This is a genomic window from Burkholderia sp. BCC0397, from assembly GCF_902832865.1.
Classification (GTDB): domain Bacteria; phylum Pseudomonadota; class Gammaproteobacteria; order Burkholderiales; family Burkholderiaceae; genus Burkholderia.
Genome location: NZ_CADFDL010000009.1, coordinates 39,113 through 52,638 on the forward strand (window position 1 = coordinate 39,113; position 13,526 = coordinate 52,638).

The 13,526-nt window shown below is 67.9% G+C and carries 14 protein-coding genes; 10 read left to right on the plus strand and 4 right to left on the minus strand.

What is annotated here, in order from left to right; genetic code table 11:
- Positions 1-83 precede the first annotated feature (83 nt).
- Positions 84-440 carry an arsenate reductase (glutaredoxin) gene (gene arsC, locus HWX03_RS24690; protein ID WP_175873004.1) on the plus strand — a complete coding sequence of 119 codons (357 nt, stop codon included), beginning with the start codon at positions 84-86 and terminating at the stop codon, positions 438-440.
- Between the two features lie 137 nt (positions 441-577).
- Here the strand turns inward: arsC and HWX03_RS24695 are convergent, their stop codons facing one another.
- Positions 578-793 (minus strand): zf-HC2 domain-containing protein, encoded by a 216-nt coding sequence (locus tag HWX03_RS24695; RefSeq protein ID WP_175873005.1) that lies wholly within the window; start codon positions 791-793, stop codon positions 578-580.
- Positions 771-1,370 carry an RNA polymerase factor sigma-70 gene (locus tag HWX03_RS24700; RefSeq protein WP_175823647.1) on the minus strand — a complete coding sequence of 200 codons (600 nt, stop codon included), beginning with the start codon at positions 1,368-1,370 and terminating at the stop codon, positions 771-773. The genes HWX03_RS24695 and HWX03_RS24700 overlap by 23 nt, the downstream gene beginning before the upstream one ends.
- Positions 1,371-1,738: 368 nt before the next feature.
- Between HWX03_RS24700 and HWX03_RS24705 the strand changes: the two genes are divergently transcribed.
- Positions 1,739-2,293 carry an NAD(P)H-dependent oxidoreductase gene (locus HWX03_RS24705; protein ID WP_175823648.1) on the plus strand — a complete coding sequence of 185 codons (555 nt, stop codon included), beginning with the start codon at positions 1,739-1,741 and terminating at the stop codon, positions 2,291-2,293.
- A 65-nt stretch (positions 2,294-2,358) separates the two neighbouring features.
- Here the strand turns inward: HWX03_RS24705 and HWX03_RS24710 are convergent, their stop codons facing one another.
- Positions 2,359-4,608, minus strand: a complete 2,250-nt coding sequence (locus tag HWX03_RS24710; protein ID WP_175873006.1) for a hybrid sensor histidine kinase/response regulator — start codon at positions 4,606-4,608, stop codon at positions 2,359-2,361.
- A 471-nt stretch (positions 4,609-5,079) separates the two neighbouring features.
- Here HWX03_RS24710 and HWX03_RS24715 point away from each other — a divergent pair, with 471 nt between their 5' ends.
- The 3 genes from HWX03_RS24715 to HWX03_RS24725 are packed head-to-tail and all read left to right on the plus strand — an operon-like array spanning position 5,080 to position 7,008.
- Positions 5,080-5,448, plus strand: coding sequence for a response regulator (locus tag HWX03_RS24715; protein ID WP_011548759.1), 369 nt, complete (start codon positions 5,080-5,082; stop codon positions 5,446-5,448).
- On the plus strand, positions 5,441-6,067 hold the full coding sequence (locus HWX03_RS24720; RefSeq protein ID WP_174432530.1) for a chemotaxis protein CheC: 627 nt from the start codon (positions 5,441-5,443) through the stop codon (positions 6,065-6,067). The genes HWX03_RS24715 and HWX03_RS24720 overlap by 8 nt, the downstream gene beginning before the upstream one ends.
- A complete protein-coding gene (locus tag HWX03_RS24725; RefSeq protein ID WP_174387324.1) occupies positions 6,064-7,008 on the plus strand; it encodes a diguanylate cyclase in 945 nt (314 codons plus the stop codon). Before HWX03_RS24720 ends, HWX03_RS24725 begins: the two co-directional genes overlap by 4 nt.
- 14 nt (positions 7,009-7,022) lie before the next feature.
- Here the strand turns inward: HWX03_RS24725 and HWX03_RS24730 are convergent, their stop codons facing one another.
- A complete protein-coding gene (locus tag HWX03_RS24730; protein ID WP_175873007.1) occupies positions 7,023-7,907 on the minus strand; it encodes an alpha/beta fold hydrolase in 885 nt (294 codons plus the stop codon).
- Positions 7,908-8,097: 190 nt separating this feature from the next.
- On the opposite strand from HWX03_RS24730, the gene HWX03_RS24735 reads away from it, so the two are divergent.
- The 5 genes from HWX03_RS24735 (at position 8,098) to HWX03_RS24755 (ending at position 13,500) form a co-directional block, all read left to right on the plus strand.
- A complete protein-coding gene (locus tag HWX03_RS24735) occupies positions 8,098-8,430 on the plus strand; it encodes a hypothetical protein (protein WP_069619675.1) in 333 nt (110 codons plus the stop codon).
- A gap of 257 nt (positions 8,431-8,687) precedes the next feature.
- The gene (gene hpnD / locus HWX03_RS24740; protein WP_175873008.1) at positions 8,688-9,536 is read left to right on the plus strand and encodes a presqualene diphosphate synthase HpnD; all 849 of its coding nucleotides are present in this window, start codon (positions 8,688-8,690) and stop codon (positions 9,534-9,536) included.
- 13 nt (positions 9,537-9,549) lie between these two features.
- A complete protein-coding gene (hpnE, locus tag HWX03_RS24745; RefSeq protein WP_175873009.1) occupies positions 9,550-10,803 on the plus strand; it encodes a hydroxysqualene dehydroxylase HpnE in 1,254 nt (417 codons plus the stop codon).
- Positions 10,804-10,815: 12 nt separating this feature from the next.
- Entirely contained in the window at positions 10,816-12,789 is a 1,974-nt protein-coding gene (gene shc / locus HWX03_RS24750; RefSeq protein WP_175873010.1) for a squalene--hopene cyclase, read from the plus strand.
- 54 nt (positions 12,790-12,843) lie between these two features.
- Complete coding sequence (locus HWX03_RS24755; protein WP_244132773.1) at positions 12,844-13,500, plus strand: phosphorylase; 657 nt, start codon at positions 12,844-12,846, stop codon at positions 13,498-13,500.
- Positions 13,501-13,526 lie beyond the last annotated feature (26 nt).

The following is a 13,526-nucleotide window of genomic DNA, read 5'->3' on the forward strand; positions in this document are numbered from 1 at the left end:
CCCCGATCTTGGTTGAACCACCCCACCGAGCCCCTCGATGCAGACTGGCTACAATACTGGGCTCCACCATCCAGGCTTGAATGATGATCACGATCTACCACAACCCCCGATGCTCGAAGTCCCGCGAGACGCTTGCGTTGGTCGAGTCGCTGAATACCGCCGGCGCGGCGCTGAACGTCGTCGAGTACCTGAAGACGCCGCCAACGGTCGAGGAACTGGAAACGCTGCACAAGCAGCTCGGCCGCCCGGTCCGTGACATGCTGCGCGACGGCGAGGAGCCGTACAAGGCGCTGAACCTGGCTCGCGCGGCTCTGACCGACGCTGAAGCCTACGCGGCGATCGCCGCTCATCCGATTCTGCTGCAACGCCCCATCGTCGTGTATCGCGGCAAGGCGGCCATCGGTCGTCCGCCTGAGTCGGTGAAGGCGCTGTTCGAATAATTCTTGCCCGGCGTATTTTTCTTATTGCATCAACGTGACCCAGCCCAGCCCGGCACACGCAACGGCAATCCAGGCCGACGCAATCGCCGGGTAACCTTGCTACCCGGCACCGAAACGATACGTCGACACCGCGGCGCCTAGCCTCCACCGGACGACCCACCATCATCGTCCGGGTCCCGCCCCGCCGCCGCTTTCGCGGCCGTCCGCAACAGCGCGATCTGTCCGCGATAGGCGCGGCATCCGCTGCAAGTCGGCAAATGCACGCGCACCCGCAGGCGCTCGTGCAGCGTCAGATGCCGGTCGAGCGCATCCGACAGCAGTCGTGTCACGTCAGTACATTTCCCCGGCAGCATCTTCGGTCGTCAGTCCTTTTTCGCTAAGGCAGGTTCGCAGACGCGTGCGCGCCCGGTACAGCAGCACGCTGCAATGATTCGTCGTCAGCGTCAACTCGCTGCAGATGTCCGCAATCTCGACGTCGAGGAATTCGCGCATCATGAACACGCGTCCGATCTGCTCCGGCAGATGGTCGAGGCAGACCTGGAACAGCGTCCAGAACTGCTGTTGCTGCAACAGCGTTTCGGGCTTCGGCCACGGTCGCGGTTTCGCATGCGCGGCCCAGTGTCCGTTGTCCTTGAACAGTTCGCGATCGAGCACGGATTCGCCGTCGAGCTCCGCATCGAGCGCGCTCAGGCTCACCATCCGCTGCCGTACGCGCAGCACGTCGATCAGCTTGTTGCGCAGGATGCCGAACACCCAGGTCTTGTGGGCCGACAGCCCGGCGAACTCGCCGGCATGCGACCACGCGGCGGTCAGCGCTTCCTGCACGGCGTCTTCGGCCGCGTCGGCATCACGGAGCTGGAGTCGCGCGAAGCGCAGCAGGTCGCGCCGCAGTTGCGCGAGATAGGCGGAATCGTCGTGGGCGGACGGCATGTCTGGGTGGCAGTGTCTCGAAGCGATCGCGCGTGCGTCACGGAGCGGGCGCGTCGCGGTGCGAGCAGCTTACTGGGCGCGGTGCCGGCCTGCAACGCAATGTTCCGTCACGAATTCACGAAACCGGCTGCCGCGCTGCGCTATGCTTGCCGAACCCCGTTTCGCGCGTCGACGCCGCCGCGCGGCGGGCAATCTGTAACGTCAGAACATAACGGTCGAGTTATCCACAATTTCTGTGGAAAACCTTGTGGAAAGTCGGCCGGACGGCCCCGTGGGACGGCTCGCGGGCTGGCTTGCCTATAAACAGACCTTTGTCGCCCATTCGGAAGCAATCGATCCGATTCCTCACTCACCGGAAGGAGAATGCCATGTCCTATCGTATTGCGGTCGTCGTCGGCAGCCTGCGTCGTGCTTCGACGAACCGTGCGCTCGCGCACGCCGTGATCTCGCTCGCCCCCGCCGATTTTTCGTTCGAGTTCGTCGAGATCGGCGAGCTGCCGCTGTACAGCCAGGACTACGACGCGGATCTCCCGGAAGTCGCGAAGCGCTTCAAGCAGTCGATCGAAGCCGCCGACGCGCTGCTGTTCGTCACGCCCGAGTACAACCGCTCGATTCCGGGCGTGCTGAAGAATGCGCTCGACTGGGGCTCGCGTCCGTGGGGTTCCAACTCGTGGTCGGGCAAGCCGGGCGCGGTGCTCGGCACGTCGCCGGGCGCGACGGGCACCGCGCTCGCGCAGCAGCACCTGCGCAACGTGCTCGCGTACCTCGACGTGAAGACGCTCGGCCAGCCCGAGATGTTCATCAAGCACGACCCGGCACGCATCGACGACCAGGGGCAGATCGTCAGCGAGGACACCCGCAAGTTCCTGCAGGGCTTCGTCGATCGCTACGCGGGCTGGGTGCGCCTGCTGAAATCGGCCTGACGTCGTCGGCCTGATCGCCGCGCCCGTTCACGCCGTCGCGTCGGCGCCAGCCCGCATACCGCGGATCACGCGCCGGCGTGTCGTGCGTCGCGCGCTTCGCGGATGCCCAGCAGGATCTCGTCGAGCAGCGCGATGTCGAACGGCTTCGACAGCACGCGGACGTTGACGGTGCGCGTGCGGTCGAGCTCCTCCGCATAACCCGTGACGAGAATCACGGGCAGTTTCCCCGGCCGCTTTTCGACCGCTTCGGCCAGGTCGATGCCGTTCAGGCGGCCCGGCATGTGGATGTCCGAAATCACGAGATCGAACGCGTCGTTCGCGGTGGCGCCTTCGATCAGGCGCAACGCGTCGTCGGCGGTGGGCGCATAGGTCACGCGATGACCGAGCAATGACAGCAGCGCTTCCGTGCCGGCCGCGACTTCGCCGTTGTCCTCGACGAGCAGCACGTGCAGGCCGGCGAGCGCGCCGCTCCCCGCGTCGTGCGCGCCGGCCGCCGGCCGCGCGACGACATCCTCGGCGCGTGCGCGCGGCAGGTACAGACGCACCGACGTCCCCGCGCCGACCGCGCTGTCGATCGTCGCGAGGCCGCCCGAGCGTTCGCAGAACGCGAATACCTGCGGCAGGCCGAGCCCCGTCCCCATCCCCTGCGCCTTCGTCGTGAACAGCGGTTCGAATGCGCGCGCGAGCACGTCGGGCGCCATGCCCGAACCCGTGTCGTCGAGCGAGATCTGTACGAAATCGCCGGTCAGCGGAAAGCCGTCCTCGCGGCGCAGCGTGACGTTGCGCGCGCCGACCGTGAAGCGTCCGCCGGTCGCCATCGCGTCGCGCGCGTTGACCGCGAGGTTGATCACCGCGAGCTCGAGCTCCGCGACGTCGACGCGAATCGGCCAGACGCCCGGCTCGATCGCGATGACCAGCGACGACTTCGACCCGAGCGACGTCTTCAGCAGTTCGCGGCACGTGCCGACCCACTGCCCGATGTCGATCGTCTCGTTGTGCAGCGGCTGCTTGCGCGCGACGCCGAGAAGCTGGCGCGTGAGCGACTGCCCGTTCTTCAGCGCGCGTTCGATCGCGCCGAGCTCCTTGTCGAGTTGCTCGACGCCGCGCCGCCGCGCGATCTGCACATTGCTCGAGATGATCATCAACAGATTATTGAAGTCGTGCGCGACGCTGCCGACGAGATTGCCGAGCGCCTGCATCTTGCGCGACTGCCGGTACGCCGATTCGATCGAGCGCCGCATCGACGCTTCGGCCTGCCAGCGGTCCCACGCCTCCTCTTCCGCCTTCAGCCGCTTGAGCGACAGCCAGATCACCGACCACAGCGCGACCGACGGCGCGAACATCGAGATGAACAGCACGCTCAGGTGTTCGTACCATTCATGCCAGATCGCCGACGTGCGGTACGCGCAGCTCACGTAGACGGGATAGCTGCCGACCTGGCGATACGCGACGATCTCGCTGCTCGCGCCGTCGTGGCGCACGCGCACGACGCCCGCGCGCGGATCGTTGCGCGCATTGCCGAACGTGACCGAGCGATCGGTGTGCGCCAACGACGGCGGCGGCGGATACGACGCGATCACCGCGCCGTCCGAGCGCGCGAGCGCCATCGTCATCGGCGTGCTCGCGCCGCCGAGCAGGTCGCGGTAGAACGCGTTGAAATACGACGACTTCAGCGCGATCGACACCATGCCGGCGAACGAACCGTCGCTATGGCGTCGCGCGACGCCCGTGTTGAAGACGGGAATGTTCTCGAGCTTGAGCGGCCCCATCATCAGCCGCGAGATGTGTTCGATGACCTTGCCGTCGCGGATGCCGGCAAAGTCGTCGCGATTCGCGATCGACGCATACGGCGCCGGATAGTAGAGGCTGTTGGCGAGCAGCATCCCGCTCGCGCCGAAGATCGATACGGCGGCCACCTGCGGATAGCCGCCGCCGATCGTGTTCAGCGCTTCGTGGATGTCGGATTCCCTGTTGCGCACGGTCGCGTCGTCCATGTCCTGCACGAGGTCGACGATGCGCGCATCGAGCGTTTCGCTCAGGTCGAACACCTTGAGCGCGTGCTCCTCGGCGACGCGCACCGTGCGCATCGTCACGTCGCTCGCGGCGGCCTCGCGCGCGTTCAGGTCGTTGTACGCCATCACCACCACGTAGATGCACGGCAGCACGATCGCCGCGACGAGCAGCACGATCAGCGTCACGCGGCGCACCGCGAAATCGTGCTCGGGTGCGCCGGACGCGTAGCTGCCGTCGTCCTGCCAGTCGTCGGCGGGAGGGGGGGCGGGGGCGTGGGGGGCGGCAGGCCGTTCGGACGTCATCGAGGAAAGCGGGTGAAGCAGCGGTGCCTGCCATCATAAACGAGTTGCGGCAGCCCGCCGTGCGGCGCCGTACGGACGCGATCCTGTCGCATATGACAGAGGTAAACCGTCAGATTGAAAACGCGACGAATCCGGCAGCGCAAACGTACACAAGGAAAAATTTTGCGTACTTATCTCGAAAATGGTCGCGCCTGTTTTCGGAATGGCGCGCGATCCGATCGATTCTGTTCGAAATGGTGAAAATGGCGAGTTGCATCGCCTCCGGTTTACTCCGAGAATCGCGCCTTGCTTTCCCTATGACAGATACATGCGCCCGCCGGCGATTGCCGCGCGGTGCGTCGCGCGCACCCGCGTCGCGTCGCCCGTGCGCGGCCGCAAGGCGGTTGCCCGCGCCCGAAACGCATGGCACTAAAGAAGTGGGCCGCGCGGTCGTTAACGCGAGAGAGACCATTCCGTATACAGCATCGCCCCATGCCTTTGCCGATTGTAATTGCCGACGATTCGCTGCTTGCTCGCAAACTGCTGACAAAGGCGCTGCCGGGAGATTGGGACGTTGACGTCGCGTATGCAGCGAATGGTCGCGAGGCCTTGGCGCTCTATCGTGACGGCAAAGCTTCCGTGATGTTTCTGGACCTGACGATGCCCGACATGAGCGGATATCAGGTCCTGGAAACACTGCGCCACGAAGATCTGAACACGTTCGTGATCGTGGTATCCGCCGATATCCAGCCGCAAGCGCAAGCACGCGTGCGTGAATTGGGCGCGATCGCATTCGTTGCCAAGCCCGTGACGTCGGAGGCATTGCTGCCCATTCTCAAGGAGTATGGGTTGTATGCCTGAATCGGTGTTCACGGCGGAGCAACGCGACGCGTTGCAGGAAATCGCCAACCTTGCAATGGGCCGCGCCGCCGCGCGGCTTGCGTTGCTGCTCGGGCGCTTCATCGAGCTGTCGGTGCCGCGCGTGCGCGTCGTGAAAGCGGCCGACGCGGGCGACGCGCTGCGCGAGATGACGGGCATCCACGACAACGTGACCGCCGTGCGCCAGGGCTTCCGTTCCGACATCAAGGGCGAGGCGATCGTGCTGTGCCGCACGGCGGGCGTCGCGCGGCTCATGTCGGTCGTCGACCGCACGTTCGGCGACGGCGTGTACGGCGGGATGGCGACGCCGGACGAGGTCGTGTTCGACGTCGCGAACGTGCTGATGGGCGCCTGCGTCGCGTCGATTCTCGACGAGCTCGGCCGCAAGCCCGTGTTCTTTCCGCCGGGGCTGCTCGGCGCAAACGTGTCGTTCGACGATGTCTTCCAGCCGAACGATCTCGCGTGGAGCGTCGCGCTGCTGCTCGAGGTGAACTTCGGGCTCGAGGATCACACGTTCCGCGCACATTTCGTGATGCTGATGGCCGAGGATTCGATGCGGCTGATGGGCGACGCGCTCGACGCGTTGCTGTCCGCGCTATGACGGCCGCCGCCCCGTCGCTGAGCGACCTCGTGATCGAGCGGGTCGGCTTCGGCCTGTTCGTGCTCGACCGTTCGATGACCGTCCTGATGTGGAATCGCTTCATGCAGGACCACAGCGGCATCCCGGCCGCCGACGTGATCGGCCGCAACCTGTTCGACCGCTTTCCCGACCTGCCGCGCGCGTGGCTGTCGCGCAAGCTCGAGAGCGTGTTCCAGCTCGGCAGCTTCGCCTTCAGCTCGTGGGAGCAGCGGCCCTACCTGTTCCGCTTCGAGCACGACCGGCCGATCACGGGCGGCGTCGACTACATGCAGCAGGACTGCACGTTCATGCCGCTCACGCGCGGCCGCGACGTCGAGGCCGTGTGCGTGACGATCTCGGACGTCACGCATGTGAGCGTGATGCAAAGAGAGCGCGAGGAAGCGGTCGCGAAGCTGCGCGAGCACGCGAATCGCGACGGGCTGACCGGCATCGCGAACCGGCGCTTCTTCGAGGCGCGGCTCGGCGACGAATTCGCGCGCTGGCAGCGCTACGGCAGCGACCTGTCGGTGCTGCTGTTCGACCTCGACCACTTCAAGACGATCAACGACCGCTTCGGGCATGCGGCCGGCGACGCCGTGCTGCGCGAGACGGCGCGCCGCGTTGCGTCGATCGTGCGCGCGCAGGATACGTTCGGCCGTTTCGGCGGCGAGGAATTCGCGCTGCTGCTGCCGTGCACGAATCTCGACGAGGCGATGCGGGTGGCCGACAAGGTGCGCGAGGCGATCGGCAGCACGCCGGTCGATGCCGAGGGCGTCAGCGTGCCGGTCACGGCGAGCGTCGGCGGCGCGTGCGCGAAAGCCGGCGCGCTGACCTGCGACGTGCTCGTCAGCGAGGCCGACGCCGCGCTCTATCGTGCGAAGCGGCTCGGGCGCGATCGGTCGGTCGCGTATACGCCTGACTGACCGCACCCGCCCGCTCAGCTTTTCGCGATGTCGGCGAGCACGCCGGCCAGCACGGCCGGCTCCGACACGAACGGCGAGTGGCTGCTGTCGAGCTGATGCACGTGGGTCGGGTTGCCGGGCGCGAACGCGTCGGCTTCGTCGATGAAGCGCTGCTGCAGCGCGGGCAGGATCACGCGATCCTGCAGGCACTTGATGTAGTGACGGTCGATCGCCCCCCAGCGTGCGGCGGTCGTCGGGATCGCGGTCGCGAACGGCGTGGCCGGCACGTCGCAGCTCATCAGGTTCGTGACCGCGTCGAAGTCGGCCTGCGGCACGTCTTCGTACAGCGCGCGCTTCATCGAGTCGCGATACGCGGCGTCGCCGCTGTGCGGATCGATGCGCAGCGCACCGGCCACGCGCGGGCTCGCGAGCATCAGCGGGCCGAGCAGCTCGCCCTTGTTTTCCGGCGCGCGCACGTAGTCGAGGCCCGGCACACCCGACGCGGGCATGAAGGCCGCGAGATAGACGAGCTTCGCGATCTTCTCCGGCGCGCGTTCGGCGGCCGCCGTGATCGCGAGGCCGCCCATGCTGTGCCCGACCAGCACGACCTTGCCGTGGCCGAGCGCGTACGCGTCGTCGACGGCCTGCATCACCTGCGTCGCGTAGTCGTCGAGCGTCGTGTTCGCGACCGGCGACGGCTCGGCGCCGAACGCGTCCTTGTCGAGCGGCCGTGCGAGATACGACGCGGGAAAGCGCGCATGGATGCCGTGCGCGGGCAGGTCGCGCGCGATCGACAGGTAGCCGCGCGCAGCGAGCGCGTCCGCCACGTGCGCGTAGCACCACGCGCCATGCCACGCGCCGTGCACGAGCACGAAAACGGGATGATCGGACTGCGGGGTGGCGGTGTCGTTCGTCTCCATGGTGTCCGTATTTTTTCGAGAAAGGTGTCATCTTAGACGAACCCGCCGGTATCGAGACGCGATCGCGCGGCGCGTTTCCTGATCGGCAACGATCCGTCCCTTTGTGTCGCGCAGGCCACATTTCGTCCGGATCCGATTTGAATTTGTGCCGAAGCGCGCTAATTTGTTGTTTTGCTTGCGATTGCTCCCCATGAACGTCGACTATCTCTTCTACCGGAAGCCGAACAAACCCGGCCCCTATTCGCTCGACGACCTGGGCGACATCGCGCCGCCGATCGGCCCGGGCGCCCTGGTGCGCGAGGGCATCGCGCGCGTGTTCGAGCAGATCGACTGGCAGGAATCGCCCGACGTGCCGGGCGCGTGGTTCGGTACGGGCGGCGCGGTTTTCCAGTTCACCGCCGAGCCTGACGGCCGCGTGACGAGCTTCATGGGCTCGCGCCTCGAGCGCCGCTCGATGCTGCAGCTCACGCGCGAAATGGGGCTCATCGCGCTCGACCTGCAGCGCGACATCGTTTACGGCTGACGCGCTTTCGGGCGGCCGTTCGCGGAGGCCGGCCGCAGCGGCCTGCCGGTGGCGCTCGATGCCCCGCCACACATGGCGCGTGTCCGCCATCGAACTTCAAAGATTGCTATACTTTCGGCCAATTCCGGCTTCCGGCCGGTAATTTGTGCCTGTCTGCGTCGATCGTTCGCATATCTCGCACGCATTGACGTCCTGACCATCCCAGCCGGGCATGGCTTCTTCAATCGCCCCGCGTGGGTGTCTCCGTGGAGCTCGTCTTGGCCGTTTCCCATTCCGTCGTGGACGAACAAGAAACCGACGCCGCTGCCGTCACATCGGGCAGCTCCTTCTATCTGGCGATGCGCATCCTGCCGGCCGTGCAGCGCGATGCGATGTTCCAGGTCTACGCGTTTTGCCGCGCGGTCGACGACATCGCCGACAGCGACCTGCCGCGCGCCGAGCGCAACGCGGGCCTCGATCGCTGGCGCGCGGACATCGACGCATGCTTCGCCGGCCGCCCGCCGCGCCACCTGGCCGCGCTCGATCGCGAGATCCGCGCGTTCAACCTGCAGCGCGACGATTTCCACGCGATGATCGACGGGATGGCGATGGACGCGGTGGAAGATATCTGCGCCCCCGACGAGCCGACGCTCGACCTCTTCTGCGACCGCGTGGCGAGCGCGGCCGGCCGGCTGTCGGTGAGGATCTTCGGGATGCCGGAAGCCGAAGGGATCACGCTGTCGCACCACCTCGGCCGCGCGCTGCAACTGACGAACATCCTGCGCGACATCGACGACGACGCGGCGATCAACCGGTGCTACCTGCCGCGCGAGCTGCTCGCGCGCGAAGGCATCGCGATCACCGATCCAGCGACGATCGTGCGCGATCCGGCGCTGCCGCGCGTGTGCGCGACGCTCGTCGAGCGCGCGCTCGAGCACTTCCGCCAGGCCGACGCGGTGATGGATACCTGCCCGCGTGCGCAGGTGAAGGCGCCGCGCATCATGTCGGGTGCGTATCGCTGCATTCTCGAGGCCGCGATCGTACGCGGCTTTGCCGCGCCGCGCGCGCCGCTGCGCAAGCCGAAGGCGCGCATGCTGATGATCGCCGCGCGCTACGCGCTGTTCTGAGTCGACCGACGCGATGCCCAGAACCGTCCACGTGATCGGCGCAGGACTCGCGGGCCTGTCGGCCGCGGTCGAGCTGCAACGCCGCGGGCGGCGCATCGTGCTGCACGACGCGCACGCACACGCGGGCGGCCGTTGCCGCTCGTGGTTCGACGGGACGCTGAACACGACGCTCGACAGCGGGCTGCATACGGTTTTCGCGGGACAGCCCGCGACGCAGCGCTACCTGCGCGCGATCGGCGCGGCCGATCAGCTCGCGGGGCCCGCGCTGGCTGAATTCCCGGTCATGGACATCGCTTCGCAGCAGCGCTGGACGCTGCGTTTCGGCAACGGCCGCTGGCCGTCGTGGCTGTTCGATGCCGCGTCGCGCGCGCCGGGCACGACGCCGCTCGACTACCTCGCGCTGGCCCCGCTCGCGTTCGCGCGCACGGGCCGCTCGCTCGCGCAGACGATGCGATGCGACGGCGTGCTGTGGGATCGCTGGCTGCGACCGTTTTTCCTCGGGGTGCTGAATATCGAGCCGCGCCACGCGAGCGCCGAGCTCGCGCGCGCTGCGCTGCGCGGCGCGTTTGCCGCGGGCGGCCCCGGCTGCCGTCCGCTCGTCGCGCGCCGCGGGCTCGGCAGCGCGTTCGTCGAACCGGCGCTGCGGATGCTGCAGTACGGCGGCGCGCAGATCCGCCTGAATTCGCGGCTCGACGCGTTCGAATTCGGCGCGCACGGCAATGCGGTGGATGCGGTGTCGGTCGGCGGCGAGCGCATCGATCTCGCGCCCGGCGACGCGGTCGTGCTGGCCGTGCCGCCCGAGGTCGCGCAGCCGCTCGTGCCCGAACTCACCGCGCCCGACACGTTCAGCGCGGTCGTGACCGCGTATTTCGCGATCGAAAAGCCGGCCGGCAATCCGCTGCAGACGACCGTCGTCAACGGCGTCGTCGATGCGGTGCGGACCGGCGACGGCCTGCTCGCGGCGACGATCCGCGATGCGGGCCGCTGGCTCGACATGCCGCGCGACACGCTCGCGCGGCGCATCTGGGAAGACGTCGCGCGCGTGACCGGCGCGAACCCGGAAACCATTCCCGCGTGGCAGCTCGTCGTCGAGCCGCGCGCGGGCTTTGCGGCGGTGCCGTCGCAGGAAATGAAACGTCCGGCCGTGCGTACGCGCTGGACCAATCTTGTACTCGCGGGCGACTGGATTGCCACCGGCTTGCCCGCCACGATCGAGGGCGCGATCCGTTCCGGCCAGCTGGCCGCGGACGTGCTCCAGACGCAATAAAGAGAGGGACCGATGAACGATCTCACCGAAATGGCTAGCTTGTCCGCCGGCGCTGTGCCGGCCGACGTCGACGCGGCTGTCGCGCGTGCGACCGACGCACTGCTGGCCGCGCAGCAACCGGACGGACACTGGGTCTACGAACTCGAAGCCGATTCGACGATTCCCGCCGAATACGTGCTGCTCGTCCACTATCTGGGCGAGACGCCGAACCTCGAGCTCGAACAGAAGATCGGCAAGTATCTGCGCCGCATCCAGCAGGCCGACGGCGGCTGGCCGCTGTTCACCGACGGCGCGCCGAACATCAGCGCGAGCGTGAAGGCGTACTTCGCGCTGAAGGTGATCGGCGACGACGAGAACGCCGAGCACATGCAGCGTGCGCGCCGCGCGATCCACGCGATGGGCGGCGCCGAGATGTCGAACGTGTTCACGCGCATCCAGCTCGCGCTGTACGGTGCGATTCCGTGGCGCGCGGTGCCGATGATGCCGGTCGAGATCATGCTGCTGCCGCAGTGGTTCCCGTTCCACCTGTCGAAGGTGTCGTACTGGGCGCGCACCGTGATCGTGCCGCTGCTGGTGCTGAACGCGAAGCGCCCGCTCGCGAAGAACCCGCGCGGCGTGCGCATCGACGAGTTGTTCATCGACCCGCCCGTCAACGCCGGGCTGCTGCCGCGCCAGGGGCACCAGAGCGCCGGCTGGTTCGCGTTCTTCCGCGTGGTCGACCATGCGCTGCGCGCGGTCGACGGCCTGTTCCCGAGCTATACGCGCGAACGCGCGATCCGTCAGGCCGTGTCGTTCGTCGACGAGCGCCTGAATGGCGAGGACGGCCTCGGCGCGATCTATCCGGCGATGGCCAACGCGGTGATGATGTACGACGTGCTCGGCTACGCGGAAGATCATCCGAACCGCGCGATCGCGCGCAAGGCGCTCGAGAAGCTGCTCGTCGTGCAGGACGACGAAGCGTATTGCCAGCCGTGCCTGTCGCCCGTGTGGGATACGTCGCTCGTTGCGCATGCGCTGCTCGAAACCGGCGATGCGCGCGCGCAGGCAGCCGTGCTGCGCGGCCTCGAATGGCTGCGCCCGCTGCAGATTCTCGACGTGCGCGGCGACTGGATCTCGCGCCGCCCGAACGTTCGGCCCGGCGGCTGGGCGTTCCAGTACGCGAACGCGCACTACCCGGACGTCGACGATACGGCCGTGGTCGTGATGGCGATGGATCGCGCGCAGAAGCTCGAGCAGTCGGACACGTATCGCGAATCGATGGCGCGTGCGCGCGAATGGGTCGTCGGCATGCAGAGCAGCGACGGCGGCTGGGGCGCGTTCGAACCGGAAAACACGCAGTATTACCTGAACAACATCCCGTTCTCCGATCACGGCGCGCTGCTCGATCCGCCGACGGCCGACGTGTCGGGCCGCTGCCTGTCGATGCTGTCGCAGCTCGGCGAGACGCCGCTGAACAGCGAGCCGGCCCGCCGCGCGCTCGACTACATGCTGAAGGAGCAGGAGCCCGACGGTAGCTGGTACGGCCGCTGGGGGATGAACTACGTGTACGGCACGTGGACCGCGCTGTGCTCGCTGAACGCGGCCGGCCTGACGCCGGACGATCCGCGCATGAAGCGCGGTGCGCAGTGGCTGCTGTCGATCCAGAACAAGGACGGCGGCTGGGGCGAGGACGGCGACAGCTACAAGCTGAACTACCGCGGTTTCGAGCAGGCGCCGAGCACGGCGTCGCAGACGGCCTGGGCGCTGCTCGGCCTGATGGCGGCCGGCGAAGTGAACAACCCGGCCGTGGCACGCGGGGTCGACTACCTGGTCGCGCAGCAGAACGAAGAAGGCCTGTGGGACGAGACACGCTTCACCGCGACCGGCTTCCCGCGCGTGTTCTACCTGCGCTACCACGGCTATCGCAAGTTCTTCCCGCTGTGGGCGCTGGCGCGCTACCGCAACCTGAAGCGCGACAACGCGACGCGCGTCACGGTGGGGATGTAACGCGTGGGCGTGTCACGGCACAACGGCGCATTGCCCGTCATCGCGGTCACGGGGATGGCGTTCGAGGCGCGCATCGCGCGCGGCGACGGCGTCGAAGCCGTGTTCGCCGCGCGGGCCGACCGGCTCGAACGCGCGCTGACCGATGCGACCGCGCGCGGTTGCGCGGGCATCGTCAGCTTCGGCACGGCGGGCGGCCTCGCGCCGGATCTGGCGCCCGGCGCGCTCGTGATCGCGAGCGCGATCGACGGGCCGTTCGGCCGCGTGGAGACCGATGCGGGCTGGAGCACGCGGCTCGTCGCCGCGCTGCATGACACGCCGGTGTGGGCGCGCGTCACGCGCGGCACGATCGCGGCCGTCGGCGCGCCGGTCGTCAGCGAACAGGACAAGGCGTCGCTGCATCACGCGAAGGGCGCGCTGGCCGTCGACATGGAGTCGCACATCGCGGCGGCCTTCGCGGCCGCGCGCGGCGTGCCGTTCGCGGTGTGCCGCGCGATCGTCGATCCGGCGTGGCGCACGCTGCCGCGTGCGGCAACGGCTGGCCTGCGCGACGACGGCAGCACGGCGATCCTGCCGATCCTGCGCGAACTGCTGAAGCAGCCGTCGCAGCTCGGCCCGCTGCTGCAGGTCGCCAGCGACGCGCGCGCGGCGCGCACGACGCTGATCCAGGCGCGGCACGCGTTCGAGCGGGCGGGCGCGATGCGGATCGTCTGAGCGGCACGCGCCGCTGGCCTCTCCCC